The sequence below is a fragment of the Pseudomonas putida genome, assembly GCF_001976065.1.
GTDB lineage: Bacteria > Pseudomonadota > Gammaproteobacteria > Pseudomonadales > Pseudomonadaceae > Aquipseudomonas > Aquipseudomonas serbica.
Genome location: NZ_MNAH01000001.1, coordinates 19,220 through 40,135, shown reverse-complemented (window position 1 = coordinate 40,135; position 20,916 = coordinate 19,220). Strand labels below are relative to the sequence as shown.

The window sequence follows — 20,916 nt, the reverse complement described above, 5'->3', positions numbered from 1 at the left end:
ATTAGGCATTGCCTTACCTCTTCCAAGGATGATGAGGCTGACATAGGCCATTTCGCACGACTGCCTTTATTAAGGCGACTCGTACAAAATAATCACTTGCCAATCTTTTGGAAAAATACTCAGTGCTACATCACCGCCATGATAACCACGTCATTGAGCTCCCAATGTAAATGCAATGCCCTCTCTGTAACGCCAGCAAAATTGCTTCACTCTGAACGACCATAAAAATAGGCGCGACCATTGGTACCGTCGGCGGTGCCGCTCGGGGCTTCAGCGCAACTCTAGCAAGTGGGCCGGATGGTGAGCTCATCGGCGATGTCGGCGGCTGTGCGCGCAGCGCCCAACTGGGCGAGTCGCTCGAACACCACGTTCTGGCTATACGGCTACAGAGGTAAGTAGACATACCTTCTTTAGCCGTTCGTTGAGCTCATGCCGTGCACTGCGCCGAGGTCTGAGCGATATGCAACATGCGCCTGGATTCCAACTCTTCGAAATAAGTGCTCGCCACCACGTTAAAGTTTTTTCTCTGACGGCCGATGTCCAGATGCCAGCATTGTACCAATGACGCGGGTGATCCACTGAGCTAGCAAGGACGATAAGGTGCTCAACCTGCCCGCACTACGCCTCCTTACTTGCCCTCAGTTTGCCACGCTGATTGGGTGCCCCTGCCTGAACACAACTTGCGCAGCCCATGAATTTGGATAGCCAACAGATCGCTGCAGAAAATCGAGCCCATTTAGTCAGATAGGAAGACACCATGACTGCAGCTGAAGACCTCTCCGAAGGCCTCTATCTTAAACTTATCGATCACATCAGCACCTTGCTCAAAGCCTTGGCACGGGGTGCCGACGATCCAAGCCTAGCCTCGGCCCAAGCAGAGGCGCAGAGCAAACTGCAGGAAATCGAACAGGCGCTGACCAAGGCAATTAACGAGTTAAAGGACAACGCTGAACACAAGACCTTCACCGTTGCGTTCTATGGCGAAACCAACGCTGGCAAGTCTACGCTGATCGAAACCTTGCGCATCTTGCTCAGGGAAAACACCAAACGTGAGCAACGTCAGCGCTTCCTCGCCTTGCAGCAGCAGTCGGGGCTGAGCGAAGCGGCGTTGCAGGCACTGGAAACCGAAATCGAGTCGCTGGGAAGCCGCTTGGCTCAGGCCGAAAGTGCAACAGCCGCCACCGATGCTCGCCATGACCAGCGCCAAGTCGAACAGCAGTTGCAAGAAGACGCCCTGCGCACGCGTATCGAAGAGCAGAAACGAAGCGCTAATCTGATCCAGCGCATTCTCAACCTGCTGCGCAAGCTTCCCGAAGAAATCGCTCTGGTGCAGTTGCAGGCCGGCTCCTCCGTGCTGTCCGTACAGCGTGAAACCGAAATGACCACGCTACGTCAGCAAAGCGAAGATATTCAGTCCCTGCTAGCCGAAACCTGCCAACGTCATGCAACGGCACTGGATGGTCTACAGCAACTGGCCGCCTTCGAAGACGGCAGCATCATCGGTGATGGCCGCGCTGACTTCACCCGCCAAACCCAAGCGTATGCCTTTGATTCAGAAGGGCAGCACTTTCAGTTGCTCGATGTTCCCGGCATCGAGGGTGACGAAAGCAAGGTCAGCGAGCAGATAAGCAACGCGGTCAAGCGTGCCCATGCGGTGTTCTACGTAACGTCCAAAGCGGCACCTCCGCAGACCGGTGATGCAGGCTGTCCTGGTACTCTGGAAAAAATCAAGGCGCAATTGGGTGCGCAGACGGAAGTCTGGACGCTCTACAACAAACGCATCACCAACCCAATGGCCCTGCAAAAACCCGCATTGATCAGCCCTGACGAGCAGGCCAGCCTGGATGATCTTGACCAGATCATGCGCAAGCAGCTGGGCGAGCATTACCAGCGCAGCATGACCCTCTGCGCCCTGCCCGCGTTCTATGCAGCAGCCGATTGCCTGGTACCACGCTCCACGATAGCGACCAGCCGCAAGAAATTCCTCGATGCCATGGCGCCAGACGCGCTGCTGGAAAAATCCGGCGTCAAGCAGTTCTATCGGCACCTGACCCGAGACCTGGTCATAAACGTACAGACCAAGATACGCCGCTCGAACATGAACAAGGTTCAACTGGCGGTAACCGATGTTTGCTCAGAAGTGAAAGCCATCCAGGTCGCGCAGTTCGCTCCGTTGGCGAAAAAACTGCACGAGGAAGCCGAGAATGCCTGTCACCAGTTGCAAATTGCGTTTAAGTCCCTCAACAGCCGCCTGAGCAATGCGGGCGAGCAGGCCATCGGCGAGTTTGAAGACGCCGTGCGCAACCGCGTTTACGACAGCATCGACGACGACATCAGCAATGATGATTTCAAAGAAGCACTGGAGCAGGCGCTACAGAGTGAGCAGTCGGCACTGCAGGAAAAACTCCCCACAGCACTCGACAAGCAAGTCGAGCAGTTCCAGAAGAATGTCAGCGAAATCGTCCAGCGTTTCGAGGCTCATGCCAAAGACCTGCTGGCCGGCTACTCACAGATCGGCAAGGCACGCCTGGCCGGAGACTTCAGCCTGAACGTGAACATCGACAACGGGATCAACGTCGTAGGCTTGCTGGCCAGCCTGGCCGGTGGTGCAGTGTTGTTCTGGAACCCCGCCGGCTGGGTGCTGATGTCCATTGGCGTGGCGACGCTACTGGTCGGTCTCGCAAAGGCCGTGTGGAGCTTTTTCGACAGTGACTACAAGAAAGGCCAACAGCGCAAAGCCACCGACAACAACCTCGAAAACGCTTGCGAGGCGATCCGCGACAGTTTCCGCGAAACCCTCGCGCAGGCGCTGCCGCCACTGGAAGAGAAAATCGAACAAATCCGTACCGTTCTTCGGCAACCCGCCCTGCAGGCACGGCACATCAACCAAAAACTCGACGCTGCCCACCTCGGCCTGAAAAAGATAGCCAGCGACCTCAAAGCATAAGGAACTGCACCATGAACTCGACCCTTGAGCTCTTTCTGAACCAAAACAACAAGGCTCTGGCACTGCTGGACAAACTGCGAGTGTTCCTCGAAAAAGGCACGGCACTGGGCGTCAACATCGACCCGACACTGCTGAGCAAGCTCGAACATGCCAGTCAGAACCTGGCCAACGACAAGCTGAAAATTGCCCTGATCGGTGGTTTCTCTGAAGGCAAGACGTCCATCGCTGCGGCCTGGATGGAGCGTCTCGACAAATCCAGCATGAATATCAGCCAGCAGGAGTCATCGAACGAGGTGAAAGTCTACGAAGTAGATGACAACTTCGTGCTGATCGATACCCCAGGGCTGTTCGGTTTCAAGGAACAGTTCAACGCCGATATCAATGCGATGGAGAAGTACAAGGACATCACGCGCAAATACGTCAGCGAAGCACACCTGGTGCTGTACGTGATGAACTCGACCAACCCGATCAAGGACAGCCATAAAGATGACCTGAACTGGCTATTCCGCACGCTCGACCTGCTGCCGCGCACCGTTTTCGTGTTGAGCCGTTTCGACGAAGTGGCCGACGTGGAGGATGAGGCCAGCTATGCGCAGCACCTGCAGGTCAAACGCAGCAATGTGGAAAGCCGACTTCGCGAGTCCATCGGCGCCAGCGACGCGGAGGTGGCGGCACTGAGCATCGTCGCAGTGGCGGCAAATCCGTTCGACATGGGCACCGATTACTGGCTCGAGCGGATCGAGCAGTTCAAGACACTTTCGCACATCAATAACCTGCAACAAGCAACCGCCGGCAAAATCCAGTCCAGCGGCGGCTCTGCGGTAATCGTCGAGCAAGCGCGAAAGAGCGTGATCCTCGACGTGCTGCACAAAGAGTTGCCAGTGGCGGTGGAAAACGACCAACGCCTGGGCGAAGAAGTAGAGCGCCTCAGCGGCGTCAGCCGCACGCTCAGTCGTCAGCTCGATAGTGCCAAGGGTCAGATCGGTGAGGTACGCATTGGCCTGCGCGAATTTGTCACCCGCTATTTTTCCGGGTTGATCATGCGCACTGAAGGGCTGACCCAAGAGACCTTCAAGGAGTTCTTCGAGCGCGAGATTGGGCGCGATGGGGTCATGGTGACCACACGCCTGCAAAACGAATTCGATCGTCAACTCAACGGGGTGAGCCAGGAGCTCAGCCGCATGCGGCTGAGCTTCGACTCCGAAATCGATCACTTCAACACCAACGTGATCAACCTGGGCAAGCAAGGCGTGAACTATGTGATCAAAGGCAACCTGATCAACAATGGCACCATTCTGGCTGCCCGAGACGGCATCGTCAGCGTAGCCAAGACCCTCGGCGTAGATTTGGGCAAGGCACTTAAATTCAAGCCTTGGGGCGCGGTTAACCTGGCGAAAAACCTCAACGGCATCCTGTCGGTTGCAGGCCTGGCACTGGAAGCTTGGGACAGCTATGAGCGCAAGAAACGCGAGGATCAGTTCAGACAGGCCATTGCAGAGATGGTGGACAACTTCAACAACCAGCGTGAAGAACTGTTGAACATGATTCAGGACGTCTCGTTCGAGGAGCGATTCTTCCCTGACTACGCCTCGCTTGATGCCAATGCTGCTGATGTTCAGGTCGCCATCGATACGCAGAAAAAGCTACGTGAACAATTCCGGGAATGGCGCCAAACCGGGGAATTGATCGAAGCCGAATTCACCCGGATCGAGGGCTGAGATCATAATGAACACGATGTGCGTAAGCCGCTGGTTAATGGTTTCCCCAAAGGGCCCCGAAACTTGCGCAGAGAATGGCGCCCTGGTGCATCTGCGCCAGGGCGATGCCGACGGCGCTTGTGGCCCATACGCGCTGATGATGGCGTTGCTCACACTCGGCGTGCTAGAGCGTAAAGAGATCACTGATATGAATCTCTGGGATGGTCGCAGCCGCGAAGGCAAGTTTCGTAGCGCGCTGATCTCCCATGGCGCGCTGATTTCCTCCGGAACCAACGGCGAGGATCTGGCTAGCCTTGCCCAACACTTCCGTGGAAGTGGTATTGAAGTCGAGCACGTGACAGGCAGCAAAAAACAGCTAGTCAGCGAACTACGCGATGCGCTGGACAGGAACGGCATTCCATTGATAGGCGTAAGCTGGTCGAAGCATAGTGGCCACTGGATGATGGTCGTGGGCCATCAAGGCTATGAACACGAAGGTCAATATCAACTGACCCATTTGCTCTGTCTTGACCCTAGTACTGAACCCCCCAGGGCCTCCCTCTGGAACGCAGTGATTGAGGTATTCACTGAAGAGGGCCAGTCAGTGTCGCGCGGTATCTACAGCAGTAATCACTGGGGAATGGACGGCCATACCAGCACCTGCAAGCTTGATGAAGCGGTTGTGCTCGAATGCAATGAGGAGTGATAAAAACATGTCAGACAACGCATTTGAAAAGGACTACTCGGACAATTCCTTCTGGGAAAAAATCAAAAGCCATGCAAAATCCGCAGGCGAGGCCGCCCTCGAGCCAGCGCTGAAGATGTATTACGCCGCAACAGATTCGGATACCCCAACGTGGGCGAAAACTACCATTTATGGAGCGCTGGGATATTTCATCTCGCCGATCGATGTCATCCCGGATATCACTCCAATCGTAGGATACACCGACGACATCGGCGTTTTATGCGCGGCTTTGGCCGCAACCGCGACCCACATCAAGGCCGAGCACGTGACTCGGGCGAAGCAAACACTGAAACAGTGGTTCTCCTGATCGCAACGCGATGCCTCACGCAAGACTGTGTTTGAGTGAGCATCGACAAAACCGGGCCATCACAATCTGACACTCCATGCGTCCCAGACTCCTGGATTACCAGCCCAGCCCCTCAAGACGCGTCACCGACTTGAACGCGACAACCATCACATCAACCTTACACGGCGCGGTCACCATGCGTCCGGCCATCACACCTTGCGTGACTAGACCGTTAGCCAGTATGCGGCAGCAACTGGTCGACTTCACTCACCAGCTGCGTCGGCAGGCGCGTGGGAACATCCTTCAGATACGCGTACGGATCATGTCCATTCAGTAGAGAAACTGGATCAAAAGCATAAGCGCAGCCGCCCGTTTACCGCTGCGCAACGAACCTACAAAGAGCCAGTTCTTGCGCCCAAGTGCCAACGGCCGAATTTGGTCCGCCGCCCAATTATTATCAACAAGTACGGCTCCACCATCGAGGTAGCGCAACAGAGCTGCCCTGCGTTTCAGGCTGTAGTCCAGCACTCTGCTGAAAGCCGAACCTTCGGCCACGAGATAGCGCTGGATGATCATCCAGGCATGCAGTGTACTCATCACCGGCGCGGACACCATGCCCTTAATGCTGGAGTTCGAAAGGTGTGTTCCCGGTACGCTTTCGATAATTTTAGGTTACGCTTCGCACCATACTGCACCAAAGAAAAAACCGAATTAGCCGGCTTGTTTCTGAAGAACAAGGCAGAGCGCTACATGACTCTGTAGGTGACCGCAGGCTGGTGAGACCAACACCACGAAATGGTGAGATTATGGGGGGATGGCGAACAGTTTAACTAAGCTGCTACCCGCAAAACTGTCACAGCAGTCTCCTGTGCGTACAAAATTCTGCATGCCCTCGAGATTGTAGGTGGATAAATACAACAAATGAATTCGAATAATTTTTATCCTCTAAAAGCTCGCTGGCCCCAGCTGTATCAGCATGCATCGTTTGCCGAATTCTACGTGTTTTCAGATCCGCACACGGCGGCCATCAAGATGCGCTGCTTCGCTGAAGTCCTGGTTGGCATTCTCTACAGAGAGCTGAGACTTCCGAGCGAACCGACAGATGGTTTTTTTGAAAAGCTCAAATTGCCGGATTTCCGGGAGGTTGTCGGCGACACCGTCCTCCAAAAGCTCCACGCCCTTCGGATGCTCGGCAACAAAGCCGCCCACGGCAACTCGATGGGTGCCGATATTTCCCTTCTACTGATTGAGGAGGCATACCTTATCGGTCAGTGGTTTTACAAGACCTACAGCGGGGAATGTCTCGACGAGTATCCGCCCTACACTGCTCCGACTAAACCCTCTGAGCATCTCGCAGAGGTGAGCAAGGCAGGAGAAAACCTTGCTAAACAGTTGGCAGCTGCAAAGGATGAGTTGAGCCTATTGGAGGCTGCGGAGAAAGCCGCCCAAGCCGAAATAGCAACCCTAAACCAGACGCTTGACGAGGCTAAACTCCGAGATTTCAAAAACTCGGCCGCGCGGGTCACCGAAACAATCGATTTCAAATCCGCGCGCACGCGCAGGCTGATAAGCACTAACGACGCCTTCGCCGGGTATTCACTGACTGACGGACAGGCGGAGCTGATTAACCGGCTGGAACGATTCCTCAACGGCAATGAGGAAAGCGTGTTCCTCCTCAAAGGCTACGCGGGCACCGGCAAAACCTTCGTCACCAAGGGCCTGACCGAGTATTTTCGCGCGATAGGCCGAAACTACGTTCTTGCCGCGCCGACCGGCAAGGCGTCAAAAGTAATCGCCAGCAAGACAAAGTCACCCGCTTACACGATTCACAAGACCATTTACTCGTTCGACGACATTTCTGAGTACCGCGACGCCGGGATGGACGGAACCGAGACGTTCAAGTTCTACGCTCAAGTGGCGGTGAACAGCCTTTCAGCTGATACGGTCTACATAGTGGACGAGGCGTCCATGATTGCGGATATCTACCAAGAGGCGGAATTTTTTCGTTTCGGGACGGGATACCTGCTTGCCGACTTCCTCAAGTTCGTGAACCTAGACCACAACGATCACAGCAAAAAGGTGATTTTCATCGGTGACGACGCGCAGTTGCCACCGGTGGGCATGAGCTTCTCGCCTGCTCTGGACGCGGATTACCTATTGCGCAAGCATCACACACGCTCGACCGGGTACGAACTGTCGGAGGTGGTTCGGCAAAAATCGGAAAGCGGCGTAATCGCAAACGCAATACCGATTCGAAAGTCTTTGCAAGCCAAGGTTTTCAATCAACTGGTGATCGATTTCGACCATCCCGACGTCCAGAAGGTGGAACACCAGGATCTGATGTTGCGCTATCTCGAGTCCTGCGGCGGCAAGATTAACGGGGAATCCATAGTCATCGCGCACTCAAACTCCGATGTTGGGGACTACAACCGCCAAATCCGAGAGCATTTTTTCCCAGGCTGTCCAGAGGTTATGCCCGGGGACAAGGTCATGGCCGTCTCGAACAGCGACGCCTGCGGGATATTCATCTCGAACGGTGATTTCGGCTTGATCCGGCAGGTAATTTCCTCCCCGGAGAAACGAACCATTACGCTTAAAAGGAAAGTCCCTGACTCGGGGAAACTCGAGGAAACACCGGTTCTGCTGACGTTTCGTGATGTAGTGGTAGGCTTCAAAGATCTGGAAGGCGTTGCTCGTTTTTTCCAGATAAAAATCCTGGAGGATCTGCTCTACAGCAAGGAGCCTGGCCTCTCGTCCGATCAGAACAAGGCACTCTATCTGGATTTCTGCATTCGCAACGAAGGCATTAAGAGGAACAGCGCCGAGTTCAAGCACAAACTGAAAACCGATCCGTATTTCAACGCGCTGAGGCTCAAGTTCGGCTACGCAATCACCTGTCACAAAGCCCAAGGCAGCGAATGGAATCATGTGTTTGTGAAATCCAAGAGCCACCAAAGCCAGCTGACAGCCGACTATTTCCGCTGGTTCTACACCGCAATCACGCGCACGGCAAAAAACCTTTATTTGCTCGACCCGCCGAACCTGCAACCGTGGAGCCGCATTGAAATCGTTTCGAATCCTGCTTTGGACTTTCTTCAATTCCCGAATCCGCTGAAGGATATTCTTGCCATGCCCGCCAGCCCACAGCAGACGTCTGTGGCCCTTGCTCTGCAGAACTCCGACACATTTGGCATTCCCCCGACGGCGTCGTTTCTGCTTTCTCTGCTGGCCGAGGTCTGCAAGCTGATCGACGGCCAGGGCATCGCCATTGAGGAGGTGTTTCACAATCAATACCAAGAGGTTTACCACTTCAAGCGCGAAGCAGAGTTTGCTCGGATAGACATCGCCTACAACAGCAGGAACAAGGTTACCAGCGTCGCTGCCCCCCGCCTTACGGACCTGGGCGCCAAGTTGGCAGCTCTACTCGCTCCGCTCAAAGGCAAGCCACTGTTTGCGGGCACAGACTCCCCGATTATCGAGATGCGCTTCGCCAAGCCATTCCTGAACGATTTCCACGAGAGGGTTCTCAGCCTTTGCGGTGAGAGCGGCATTGCCGTTCAGAAGGTTGTAGAGCAGCAATGGTCCCAGCGATACAGCTTTGCCAAAGATGGCGCGGTCGCCGTTTACGATGTCTGGTACAGCGCGAAAGATCAATTCACGAAGTGCCAGCCACTGATCAGCGCCTGCTCGCCGGGCTCGTTGGTCGGTGACGTCGGCTTACTTCTTACAAAAGGAATGCAGGGGTGATTACAAACAAGGAGGTTTTCGCCAAACGCAAGGAAGGTGCGATCGATGAGGCATATCGGATGGCACTGGAACTGATGGGGGCACCGCAAGTAGATGACTGGGACCGGAAAGCATTCTGCTGGACCCTGATCGACCTCATCAAGCGGGACGCCAAAAGCGGGAACCAAGAGAACCTGCCCCACTACCGCAATCAACTGGAAGGCAGCAAAGTCGACCTCTCAGACGACGTGCTCGCCAAGGGGATTCGTAATGCCCTGGCGCTGTGCAATTCCCACGGGCAGCAGATCAGCCAGGCGAAAGCCCTCAGCAAGGATGGCCAGCATGCGCAAGCAGCTGTCGTTTATCGCACGGTGTGGGCCGACGGCGCCGCCGACAAGGAAACCCAGACTGGCCTTGGATGGGCGTTGTTCAAGCACTCCAAGGAGTTGATGGCTGCCGACAGCGTTAACCTCGGAGCCATCAAGCGCAACCTGCACGACTATCTCAAGCTGGATGTTGAAAAGCCTTCGCTGCTGCACGCATGCGTACTTCAACTTGCCGCGAAACTCGCAGGGCAGGACAAATTGAGCATGCTTGGTTTTTCGCGCCTGTGGAAACTAGAATATCTGCGCTCGGAGGATTTCGAGCGCTATCGAGCGGAGGACGGCAAGGAATACCCGTCCTTGGCGGAGAAGGTCATCCAGCAGGCAGGTAAGGAGGCCAGCGCCTCAACCAACGCCGAAGACCAGAATTACATGCTTCCCCATATCAACGCGGCAATCGAGCGATTTCCCGACAACATCTGGCTGAAACTCGATAAAGCGAAGGTGCTCTTGTCCTTGGGCGCGCATGACGAGGCCTTAGCCTTCGGGCTCCAAGTCGCTAAGGCCAAGGCAAACGACTACTGGGCTTGGGGGTTACTGGGGGACATCGTTTCTCGCACCGACCAGCAAGCGGCGCTCGGCTGTTACTGCAAGGCACTGTCCTGCCCCGCCGATGACAAATTCACGGGAAAAATCAGGCTCAAAGTCGCTCAACGAATGTTGGAATGCAATGACTTGTCTGCCGCCAAGCGCGAAATCGAGACGGTTATCGCCTCCAAGGAGAATGAGGGCCACAAAATTCCCGAAACCGCGGCTCAACTCGCTTCTCAGCCATGGTTTGCCGAATCGCAGGCCAGCGCTTCAAACCGCGCCTTCTATCAGACTCATGCGGCAGCTGCCGAAACTCTGCTATTCAGCAACTTGCCTTGGCAAGATGCCAACATTGGCGAAAAATTTACGGTTCCAGGCAAAGAGGACAAGCCGAAGCGGAGGTTATTCCTGAAAACCTCCTCTATCCCGACAGAGGTGAGCATTTCCGAATCCAAGGTTGGACGCAAGAAGCTGGCTCCGGGCAATGCGGTCAGGATCAAGGGCGAGTTTGACGACAATCAGAGGTTCAGGATTTTCGTGCTGGAAGACAGGCCATCCGAAACGCTTTGGGATGTTTTTCCGGAAAAAACAGGTGTGATCGACCACATCAACAAGGACAAGCACGTCCTCCACTTCATCGTCGACCGCGAGATAGAGGGTGTAATCCCTCTTTCCGAACTGTCCGGTTCTTTCGTTGAAGGGGACTCGATAGGTCTAAGGCTATCCCGATACACGTCAAAAAAAGGCCAGGGGTTCCGTGTGCATCAGGCTTGGTCGACCGACAAACAGCCAGATGCACATGTCAAAAAGGCATTCTGTGAGGAGGTCCGCGTATCCAATGGCATGGGCTTCACGGAAACCGACATCTTCGTTGCGCCCCCGCTTGTGACAGAGCACGGAGTCGAGGATGGCCGGAAAATATCTGGCACTGCTGTGCTGAGCTACAACAAGAAGCGGGCTTGCTGGGGGTGGAAAGCCGTTTCGATTGACGCAGAATGACTAGTGCCGTTGCTGCGGCGCCTCAGGAGGCTGTTGGTCGTGTTGTGGAATGCGGGGTTGGAGTGAGGCGTCTACCAGCGCCTCAGATTTGGCATAGAGAGAAAGGAAGTAGATTTGAAATCGACTCCGATTCAACGGATCTTGGCTCAGGGTCACTTTGATGGGCTGTGTCTGATTTATTCTCTGTTCAATGCGTACAAAGCACTGAGAAGCCCTAGCGAAAAAGCTTCAGATTTTGCGTACAGGAGCTCAAATTTTTGGAGGCGGGTGATTAGTAACACGCCATCCCTTCACAATTTCGTACTGGGCGAAGGTAGTGACTTCGGGAAGCTCAGGAACGCGACAGACGCCAAGGTCAAGCAAGCGTTTATCGCTACCTGCTTCGAGGTGATGACCGATGGATCTGCTGTGTCCTCGGTGGTTACTCCCTCCAACATTGAGTCTCTGGCAACGATGAATTTCACTGACTCGGTGGCGATTCTCTGTGTGAAGGAGAAGGCTGAATTCGAAGAGGGTGGGATGGGGGATCATTGGGTAGCGATTGTTGGACGTGAAGATGACACCGCGGTTTACCTTGTGGCTTGCTCGTACACGAACCATGCCTATGGACTCAATGAGCGAAAGGATGCCAAGACGGGTCGATACTATAATACGACCATCGAAGTGGACCGCATCGCCACATCCACTTCTTACCCCGACAACATCAACGTTATCCAGCTCGTTTCAAGCTCATAAAAATCCCTCGGTGATACTAGAGCTGATGCGGTGCAGGCGTGGTTGGCGCGCTTTTGACGATTTTTCAGTTCAAGGAAGTTGAAATGTCTTACCAATTTTACGGCAGAAATATTCCCAAAAGCATTTCATGCATCAACGTCGAACCATTTTTGGATAAATTATCCGAAATCACCGAAAATTTTACCGCTCTACCTGAACAGTTTTTTAAAATTTGGAACGCGATATGGTGGATTGACGTTACAAGTGGCTTTCCCGAATTTAAAGAGAAACTGGCTGAATATGCATTATTGTGCCAGTTACCGCCTGACCTAGAGCAATATCTAGATTACGACGTTTCTGAGCTTACTATTACCCAACGCTTTCATGTGTTAGTGACGTTGCTAGAAAGTGAAAATGTGGCGGAAACCTTTGAGAAATATACTGAGCCTGAAAGCTTTAAGTGGTATATGGCTAGCTTTAATCTCCACAGAAACGGTGATTTATCCGAAGATGTGCTGGAGCGCATGTCAAAAGGTTTTAGGGATTTTTGTTATGAAATAGGTCACTTCCAGATGGCGCTTCAGTCGATAGTCCCGAAACGGGATTCAATTATTCAGGTCTTTTCTACTCAAAATATCCGGTACGCAACGGGTGAGCTGAATTTCGATAAAATACTGAAGGTTATGAAATCCCAGTTTGGTGAGCCTCATAAAGGATACATCGCATACAAGGGTGTCATTATTGGGCGCTTGCTGAGCCAATCTTCCAAGGTTGTGGTGAAACCAAGCTCGACTGCAGTGGGATTGAGCCTTGAAAAAGCCGTGTTTGAGCTTTATCGGGTCATCGGTTATGCCGTGTCTGAAACGAGCGCAACGGGTGATTTTGGCATAGACATTCTTGCTCAATCGAATACCGAAAAAATCGGAATCCAATGCAAGAACTACGCTGGAACGGTAGGTGTGGAAGCCGTAATGCAGGCGCACTCAGGTGGGCACTACTACGGTTGCACCCGATTCATCGTCTATAGCGCTAGTGGATTCACCCCAGCAGCTCTGGAAATGGCGACCAAACTCAAGGTCGAGCTTCTGATTTACAAAGGTGCTTGATGCGAAAATATATCCGTGCTGGACTGCGCGACAGTCCAGAATGGGAGATCTTAAAGGCTTGATTTTGCGTTTGGGGTCAGCGTGATGACCTCTCTCGGTCTCATTAGTCAAGTCGAATGCAAACGGGTGGTCTCTGGCAGTGCAAATGGGTGGTCAAGTCTGTGCAATTACGCAGATTCCAGCCCCAAGTCTGTCGGTAGGTCCCGGAATTCCTGAGCGGCCCTTTTTCCCATCGAACTTATTTCGCGTCCCGTCCTACCGTACACAGTCGGTATGTTGTCCAGCTTACGGAAAAGGCCGTCCAGTGTAGGGTCACCGCTCCTTGAGCTGCCTGCAACGCGCCGAGCAGGCCGAGGTGGTCGACGGGCGATTCGTATTTCTGTGGATCGCCTTCAATGCTGCCTATGCCACCGACATCGATGAGACCCAACGATTGGCAGCCGAGTACCGCCATTTACCAACACTAAGTTATCGCTAAATGCCGTTGCGCAAATTCGCGCTCTTCGTAATCGGTAATTCAGAAACGCTTCAGAACACTCCTAGTTCTCCGTTGAGTACAGAGTGGCTGCGATGTTCCCAAAGAGTCCCGAATTACGATGAATATTGAGCATTCTAGCGGCTGGCGAGTTGTTTTCTATCTTGAATTTTGCCAGTTTCAGCTTGGCTTCCTCGCTTAGGCATAGAGCTGGATTTCCGAGTAAAGCGAGCTTCACATCAGCGTTGGTATCGTTAGCCAACGTTTCCTGAACCTCGCTGGTAACCTGTAAGTTTTTGGCAAGGTTGATCCGCACCTTGGAGCTGGAGTCAGTAGCTAACTGGACTTGAATTGCTTCGGCAAGTTTCGGGTGCGCGGCAAGGACAAGCTTTAAGGGATTGTCGGCATTTTTCAGCAACATTTGCTGTTCTGCCGCCGTCAACTCTGGACGTCTGGCAAATGCCTGCTTGATCTTGCTTGCGCCCTTCTCAAGGAGTTGAAGTTTTACATTGGCTCCAAGCGATGGATTAGAAACCAGGGCAGCGACAACCGAAATGTTGTCATCCACCGCCAGCTTAAACTGCAGGGATTCAGGCAGAATCAAGTTGCCGCCCACCGCCCTCCTTACGTCAGCATCGTCATCCAACACAAACTTCTCCAGAACTTGCTCGGGAAGTGCCCTATTACTTGCCAAGCCCTGACGAACAAGCGCATCGCTATCGGCTGCCAGCTTCTGCTGAAGAGTTGTCCCTTTCGCCTGGCTTGCCAGCTTGGTGCGCAGTTCTTTGGCAAGAGTACCGTCATTGATCTGGCGAATCAGCAGATCTTCCGGTGCATTGCCGTTCAAGCAGGCCAGCTCGAGTAGCTCCAGATCGTACTGTGGGCTGCTCAGGGGAATATTGATGCGAATCGACAGCAAGCGCTCGGGACAACGCGGGTTTTCGTAAACGGCCTTGATCACTGTGCGCTGCGAATCCATTGCCAACTTCTCTAGCTGATCGTCCGGACAATCCGGGTTACTCGCGACTTCCTCACGTTTCACATGGTTAGGGTCGGCAGCCATCTTGATCATCTGTGCCACACTGAGCCCCTGATACTCAGATGCCGGGCGCAACTTGAGTTTTTCGAACAACTCTTCGTACTTGCCGACCTGATCGCGCAGGGTTTCGCGCAGTGGGATGGTGGACTGGATCGCGTCTTCCAGCAATTTCTGAGTCAATGCGCTGCCGTTAATGAAGGCATTAGCCAAGGCTTCATTGACCGCATTCTCGATGTCAGCACCGCAGTAATCACGACACAGTTTTACGAGCTTCAACATCTCCAGTTCAGCAAATGTCTGGTTCGACTTGCCCAAATGGATCTTCAGGATACTTTCCCGCTCCACGGCATTGGGAAAGCCCACATAAAAGATCTCGTCGAAACGCCCTTTGCGCAGCAGCTCCGGTGGCAAAGCGCTGATGTCATTGGCGGTGGCGATAACGAACACCGCCCCGGTCTTTTCCTGCATCCAGGTTAGGAAGTAGCCCAGCAGGCGCGCCGTCACTTCCGAAGCATTACCGCCGCCCATGCCAACGAAAGCCTTTTCCAACTCATCAACCCAGAGAATGCAGGGGCTAACGGTCTCGGCCATACTCAGCGCACGGCGCATATTGTGCTCGCTTTCGCCGACATACTTACCAAGCAATGAGCCGATATCCAAACGCAACAGGGGCAACTGGAACAGGCTGGCTGCGACCTTGGCTGTCAGCGACTTACCGCAACCTGGCATACCGGCGATCAACACCCCTTTGGGTGCCTTGACTCCCCGTTTAGTGGCCTCGTCCAGCCGACGGATAATGGTGGAGCGCTGCTCCAGCCAATGTTTCAGGTTCTCCAGTCCACCGATATCGCCCAACTCCACCACGCTAGGGACCATCTCCAGCACACCGCTCTTGGCGATAATATGTTCCTTCTCGTGGAGAATCATCTTTAATGCACTCTCATCCAGCGTCGCGGCCTGCCGGGCCATCATCCTTAGCAACTGACCGATTTCGCTGATGGTCAGTCCACTCAGTCCTGAAACCACCTGATCATTCAGATTTTCCGGCACGGACAATTGCCCGCGGGCTGCTGCCTGCGTCAGCAAGGCCTTGATTTCCTCGCGATCCGGCAGCGGTAGGGCGAGCAAGGTTACTTGGGCCTCGATCGGGGCAGGGATACACACCGCCTCCGAGACCAGAATGACTGAGCACTCGCCAGCGTGATGACGTTCGATCAGGTTCAGCAACTGCTTGAGGCGTGCAATAGCGAGCGTGTTGTGTTCTAGAGCGAGTCGAGCGCCTTTGATCAGGATCAGTGACTGCTCCAGGTCCGCGTGCAACAGTGCTAACAGGGCGTGTTCCAGCTCGGTTTTGCCTGACTCGAGATTACTCAGTGGGCGCTTGTTGTCGAAGTCGACCCAACCATGCCCCAGGTTCCACTCGTGGATACGCTTGAGCCCGAGCTTATCCTGAAGTCGGATCAGCAACTGATCGACACGGGCCTCTTCGGCGGACTGGATATAGATGGCGGGAGCGCCAGCCAGAAAATGCTCTTCCAGCTTGATTTCGAAATTCTTTTTGCTTTTCATGAAAAAGCCTCAGCCAAAAACCCAGTTAAACGCGCCTTTGATACTATCTACTACGGCCGAGCCAACCTCTTTAATGGTTTCCGTCACTTTCCGAACAACCTTGCTGGCAACCTCGACAATCTTTCTGCCACCCTTTTCAATAAGCGTGCCCACCGCCTTCCCTGCTAAACCACCGGCAATGCCGCCAACAAGACCACCCACAGCCGTACCTCCAGGACCAAAAACGGAACCTAACGCAGCTCCCCATTTGGCGCCAAGTTGAGTGCCTTTCTGTTCGACTGCTTGCGCCAGCGAGCGAGCCGCCACCATGGTTGTCTGCTCGATGGCATTGATTGCGGTATCGGCGAGGATGTCGCCCTGCCCCAGCTTATACAACGCCTTGGAACGCTCCAGGCCGGTATAGGTAGTAGTCGCGATCACCTCGGTTGGTGTATTGCGGAAAAAACTCAGCCAACCGCTTTTGGCAGCAATCACCACGCCACCGGAAACGGCAACCTGCGCACCGATATGCCGGGTGGACTTCAGCGAACTGTCGAAAAATTCCTGCAGGGCGACACTGACCGGTGCGTTTTCATGGCCACGCATCCAGTTCCAGGTGCGCTGCCCGAGGATGCGGGCACCATGGCAGGAAGCATTCAGCGCCGCATTTAGCAATGCCTGATTGTTGATGTCCTTGGCAATGGCCAAACGGGAGTTTTCGTCCCAGATAGTCGGTTGTTTTTCCGTAGTGACTGTCGTACCGACAATGGCGACGCCGGCTGGTACCGTAGTGTGACGAACATCCCGCTTGAGTGTCTGCATCAGCGATACGTTGGCCGACTCCAGCATGTCCTGCACATGCCCGGCGTACTCGTCCAGATTCAGGTCGGGATTGCCCTGAGCGTCCTGCTCCAGCTCCTTGGCCAGCCAGTTAGCCGTGCTTTTCCCCTTGTCGAGATGTCGTTGCAACGACTCTTTATGCTGATTGGTACGCGTGATCGACTCGATGAGCGTGCTCGCGACACTTTCGACTTCGGCGTTGTTTTCCCAGAGATGCGGATACTTGTTGAATTCATGCGTGAGCCACTGATCCAGGGGCACCTCGTGGCGATGCTGGTCGTAGGAACGAATGAAGCTCCAAATGACCTCTACAGCCTTGGGCGCACTACCGGAGTCAGCGAATGCGACTTGGCTCAGCAGATCTGCTTGGCGCTCGTGCTCTTTTTCATCGTTAAGCATCGGCTCGGAAACGTTCGTCATAGAAAATCCGTCTGATTGGCTCATGGCAGAGTGTCCTTTGGGGTTCAGCAAGGGGTGACAAAAAAAAGAAATGATACCCGGCAAAGTGCCTATGGTCTCGCTAACGAATGGCCTTTTGCCATGAGGCACCACCCAGATATCACTGGACATGCACTTAGAGACGCATAAACAACTCTGCTAACGTCCGCTCAACCCACCCCGCATCGCGCATCTTCAACGATTCGCTCCCGCACTTCGGGCACTGCTTGAACCACTCCCCCGATCCCAGTGCATCACTCCGGGGTGCCACCGTTTTCTTCCAACCACATTCACCACACACAAACGTAAATGGCCTGGGCTTTATAGGCATCGCAGCTCTCCTAAAAATTATCCATAGTCGTCTCCATCAGCGCTCTCAGCCAGCGGGATACGCCAGCTCGATCTGCAAATCGAACTCTCCGCCATACCCACAGTACTCACGCGGAACGCGATCAATGTCCTCGGCGATTTGCACAATTACTTCGCGCAGTTCCAATTGTTCGAACCACCGAGTAGGAATCGCTGCAGCACCATACTGAACACCCAACAAGTGCCCGGCGATGAGCCCGGTACTGTCGCTATCGCCACTGTGATTCACCGCCGTGATAACGCCCTCTTCGAACGAAGGCGCTGCCAGGGCACACCACAATCCGATAGCCAGCGTTTCTTCGGCGACCCATCCGCCACCGAGCTCGCCTATTCGTTGCGGAGTGGGCTGGTAGCCCTCGTAAAAGTAGAAAAGTACGCGCTCAATGAGGCTCCGTATTTCTTCCATACCGGGCACTTGTCCATATTGGGCCAGGCTCTGAGTGACTGCGTGTTCCAGGCTGTCTTGCCGATCGACAATGCGCTGGAGAATATCGGCGAACAGCCCGGCCGCCAGGTAGCCCGTAGGGTGTCCGTGAGTCAGGCGCCCTGACTGGACAGCGTAGTCAAAGGCGTTTGCAAAGAAGGCGCAGGGCGCAACGCGCATCAAGGCGCCACAACCTTTGCTGTTATTTTCGGCCACAGCGCCCAGCCGCGGACTGGCCTTTAGTGCACCTAGGCAAGTAGTGCCAGGGGCGCGCCGAGACCAGAGCTCCGATTGCTTGATCAGCCAGCCGTCCACGCCGATCGGCATCGCCGTAGGGTAGTCCTGGGTTATCAGCCAGCGCAGCAACGCATGATGAATAATGCTGGGGACGTGGCAAGTCCCTCGTGAGCTGCCGCGCACAAACGCCCGCAGCAAGCCCTCTGCGGTGAAAAGCATCATCTGCGTGTCGTCGGTGATGGCGCCGGTGGTACCGAAAGCAGGGGCAAAATCAACGATACCTTGTGGACCGAACTTAGCTTCAATTGCAGACCACTCAAGAAACTCCACTGGGGCGCCTAGCGCATCACCGACGGCGCCGCCGAGCAGGCAGCCCTTGATCCGTTCGAGTCTATTCATGTCCTTTTCCTTATCCCTCTGCAGGGATCAATTCCTGCAGAATCACCAGCTTTCTTTGCAACTGCTGGACGTGCTCTTTCTCGGCTCGCAACGCCGAACGCAGTTCGCGGTTTTCCATCTCCCAGATCCGCGCCCAGCGCACACTCTTCTGGCAGCCCAGAGCCACCTGCCAGAGCTCATGCAACCGCAGACACTGATGCAGAAGCACCAGCAGGATTGCTCCCATCATCAGCAATGCACCTGTCGAAACCGCTTCCGACATACTCATGTCCACTTCCTTTCGTTACTTCAATTCATTTTGAAGACAGTCACACGATATGTAGTGTTAAACGACAGGTCTAGAATGTAGACTTATACAGGTAAAGTATTCGCGCACATGGAGAGGGTATGAAACGCAAGCAGTCCATCGAACAGGTACGCTGGGACCTGGCACTTCGCTATCGTTTGATTGAGACCGTTGCCTGGTGGGAGGGCCGGTTGACCACGGGACACTTGATGCAGAGCTTCGGCATCAGCCGTCAGCAGGCGTCCAAGGACATCAACACCTACATCACAGAACATGCGCCTAAAAATCTTACATATGACAAAAAAATAAAAGGCTACGTGCCCAGCAAAACCTTCACGCCACTGTTCATCGACGACAGCGCCAGCGCCTATTTGCACCTGCTTTACCAGAACAATGAACGCGCTCCGCACATTGATGGGCTCGCCCTGGCCTACGCCCACACCAAGGTGCTGGAAGTCCCGGATCGCCCGATTCGACCGGAGGTCCTGCGCCCATTGCTCAAGGCCTGTCGCGATGGCCTGCGCCTGGAAACCGAGTACGTATCGCTCAATACCCCTAACGTGGAAATTCGCCTCATAGCCCCTCACACGCTGGTCTACACCGGTATGCGCTGGCATGTGCGGGCTTACTGCGAGAAGAACGGCCAGTACCGCGACTTTGTACTCAGCCGCCTGCGGGGTCAGCCGGATTTGCTCGACGAATCGCAAAACACACGAGAGCTGGATGAAGACTGGAATACCGAGATACCAGTCATCTTTACAGCCGATGGGCGATTGAACGCGGCGCAGAAGTCGATCATCGAAACCGACTTCGGCATGATTGATGGCCAGCTAGTGGTGCCCAGTCGCAGGGCTCTGGTGAAGTATGTATTGCAACGCTATCAGATCGACCCGAGAAACCAGGCAACCAACCCCGAAGCACAGCAAATCGTGGTAACCAACCTCAAGGAGCTGCGACCCTGGCTCATGCATGACTAATCCTCAAGCCTCTGATCGAAGGCGTGTTGCCCCCGAGTCAATCGCTGTCCGTCAGTCATTTCGACTCGGCAACATCCATGTCCACCCGGCCGACATCTCGTGCCAGATACGCGCAGCACTTATGTAGTTGTTGATCTCCCGGATCAGCAGCTGCTGCGCTATGTCGTGATGGCCATTGAGGATCGCTAGATTTCGAGCGGTATTGCCCTCGTTGTTCTTCGCGTTCATATCAAGTTCGAACATATTGTAGTTGTCAGTGAAGTACTTGACGGCCTTGAAGTGGCCGCTTATTGCGAGCCAATGGATAGGCGTATTTCCGTCCACATCACGATGGTTGAGACTACCGCCTAGCCGGAAACGCGTTTCAAGGGTTTTGATTTTTCCCTGCCTGGCGGGCAGATGCATGTATTTATCGTGCGGCATGAAGCTGCCGAGGCCTTTCCAGTCCCGCCGTTGCTTGTCCCCCACGGCACCGAGTGCCTCCAGCTTCTCGATCAGGACGATTCGGTTCAGCCGGTAGGCGATGTCCAGTGGTGTGTCCCCTGCAAGATCTCGGTCATTGAACGCCAGCGGGTCAAACGACGACAGATACTGCGTATTGTCGAGAAGCACTGAAGCGTGCCAGTCCCCCAGGTCGAGTCCCTCTATGTCGTCAACGCAATAGCCCGTCGGGGCCAAAGTCTTTTGCAGCAGAGGAAGTAGAGCGGGCGAGATTGGCATTACTTTCTTCCCTGTTCCAGATAGATGACA

At 54.3% G+C, this 20,916-nt stretch carries 15 protein-coding genes and 1 pseudogene; 10 read left to right on the top strand and 6 right to left on the bottom strand.

Annotated features, from left to right (window positions below; translation table 11 throughout):
• The first annotated feature begins 757 nt into the window (after positions 1-757).
• From BKX96_RS00170 to BKX96_RS00155, 4 genes are read left to right on the top strand one after another with little or no spacing between them, the layout of a single operon-like run.
• Entirely contained in the window at positions 758-2,947 is a 2,190-nt protein-coding gene (locus BKX96_RS00170; protein WP_077182415.1) for a coiled-coil domain-containing protein, read from the top strand.
• An 11-nt stretch (positions 2,948-2,958) separates the two neighbouring features.
• The gene (locus BKX96_RS00165; protein ID WP_057025035.1) at positions 2,959-4,665 is read left to right on the top strand and encodes a LeoA/HP0731 family dynamin-like GTPase; all 1,707 of its coding nucleotides are present in this window, start codon (positions 2,959-2,961) and stop codon (positions 4,663-4,665) included.
• A gap of 7 nt (positions 4,666-4,672) precedes the next feature.
• Complete coding sequence (locus BKX96_RS00160; RefSeq protein WP_057025036.1) at positions 4,673-5,350, top strand: cysteine peptidase family C39 domain-containing protein; 678 nt, start codon at positions 4,673-4,675, stop codon at positions 5,348-5,350.
• A gap of 7 nt (positions 5,351-5,357) precedes the next feature.
• Entirely contained in the window at positions 5,358-5,696 is a 339-nt protein-coding gene (locus BKX96_RS00155; protein WP_057025037.1) for a YkvA family protein, read from the top strand.
• A 211-nt stretch (positions 5,697-5,907) separates the two neighbouring features.
• On the opposite strand, the pseudogene BKX96_RS00150 reads toward BKX96_RS00155, so the two are convergent.
• A pseudogene (locus tag BKX96_RS00150) lies at positions 5,908-6,272 on the bottom strand (IS66 family transposase); the annotation flags it as partial.
• A 324-nt stretch (positions 6,273-6,596) separates the two neighbouring features.
• Between BKX96_RS00150 and BKX96_RS00145 the strand changes: the two are divergent.
• The 5 genes from BKX96_RS00145 (at position 6,597) to BKX96_RS32755 (ending at position 13,612) form a co-directional block, all read left to right on the top strand.
• Positions 6,597-9,422: an ATP-dependent DNA helicase gene (locus tag BKX96_RS00145; protein ID WP_057025039.1), complete on the top strand. Its 2,826-nt coding sequence runs from the start codon at positions 6,597-6,599 to the stop codon at positions 9,420-9,422.
• Positions 9,419-11,314, top strand: coding sequence for a tetratricopeptide repeat protein (locus tag BKX96_RS00140; protein ID WP_077182414.1), 1,896 nt, complete (start codon positions 9,419-9,421; stop codon positions 11,312-11,314). Before BKX96_RS00145 ends, BKX96_RS00140 begins: the two co-directional genes overlap by 4 nt.
• A gap of 114 nt (positions 11,315-11,428) precedes the next feature.
• Positions 11,429-12,049 carry a hypothetical protein gene (locus tag BKX96_RS00135; RefSeq protein WP_057025041.1) on the top strand — a complete coding sequence of 207 codons (621 nt, stop codon included), beginning with the start codon at positions 11,429-11,431 and terminating at the stop codon, positions 12,047-12,049.
• 83 nt (positions 12,050-12,132) lie between these two features.
• Entirely contained in the window at positions 12,133-13,134 is a 1,002-nt protein-coding gene (locus BKX96_RS00130; RefSeq protein ID WP_077182413.1) for a restriction endonuclease, read from the top strand.
• A 322-nt stretch (positions 13,135-13,456) separates the two neighbouring features.
• Positions 13,457-13,612 carry a hypothetical protein gene (locus tag BKX96_RS32755; protein WP_156786506.1) on the top strand — a complete coding sequence of 52 codons (156 nt, stop codon included), beginning with the start codon at positions 13,457-13,459 and terminating at the stop codon, positions 13,610-13,612.
• A gap of 61 nt (positions 13,613-13,673) precedes the next feature.
• Here BKX96_RS32755 and BKX96_RS00125 read toward each other — a convergent pair whose 3' ends face one another.
• The 4 genes from BKX96_RS00125 to BKX96_RS00105 all read right to left on the bottom strand — a co-directional run bounded on the left by BKX96_RS00125 (position 13,674) and on the right by BKX96_RS00105 (position 19,171).
• A complete protein-coding gene (locus tag BKX96_RS00125) occupies positions 13,674-16,217 on the bottom strand; it encodes an AAA family ATPase (protein WP_082240434.1) in 2,544 nt (847 codons plus the stop codon).
• Between the two features lie 9 nt (positions 16,218-16,226).
• The gene (locus BKX96_RS00120; protein WP_231988999.1) at positions 16,227-17,480 is read right to left on the bottom strand and encodes a DUF1269 domain-containing protein; all 1,254 of its coding nucleotides are present in this window, start codon (positions 17,478-17,480) and stop codon (positions 16,227-16,229) included.
• A gap of 370 nt (positions 17,481-17,850) precedes the next feature.
• Complete coding sequence (locus BKX96_RS00110) at positions 17,851-18,903, bottom strand: ADP-ribosylglycohydrolase family protein (protein WP_057025044.1); 1,053 nt, start codon at positions 18,901-18,903, stop codon at positions 17,851-17,853.
• Between the two features lie 10 nt (positions 18,904-18,913).
• The gene (locus BKX96_RS00105; protein ID WP_057025045.1) at positions 18,914-19,171 is read right to left on the bottom strand and encodes a hypothetical protein; all 258 of its coding nucleotides are present in this window, start codon (positions 19,169-19,171) and stop codon (positions 18,914-18,916) included.
• A 119-nt stretch (positions 19,172-19,290) separates the two neighbouring features.
• On the opposite strand from BKX96_RS00105, the gene BKX96_RS00100 reads away from it, so the two are divergent.
• Positions 19,291-20,166 (top strand): BrxR family helix-turn-helix transcriptional regulator, encoded by an 876-nt coding sequence (locus BKX96_RS00100; RefSeq protein ID WP_057025046.1) that lies wholly within the window; start codon positions 19,291-19,293, stop codon positions 20,164-20,166.
• Positions 20,167-20,217: 51 nt separating this feature from the next.
• On the opposite strand, the gene BKX96_RS00095 is transcribed toward BKX96_RS00100, so the two are convergent.
• On the bottom strand, positions 20,218-20,886 hold the full coding sequence (locus BKX96_RS00095; protein ID WP_057025047.1) for an ankyrin repeat domain-containing protein: 669 nt from the start codon (positions 20,884-20,886) through the stop codon (positions 20,218-20,220).
• Positions 20,887-20,916: the final 30 nt, after the last annotated feature.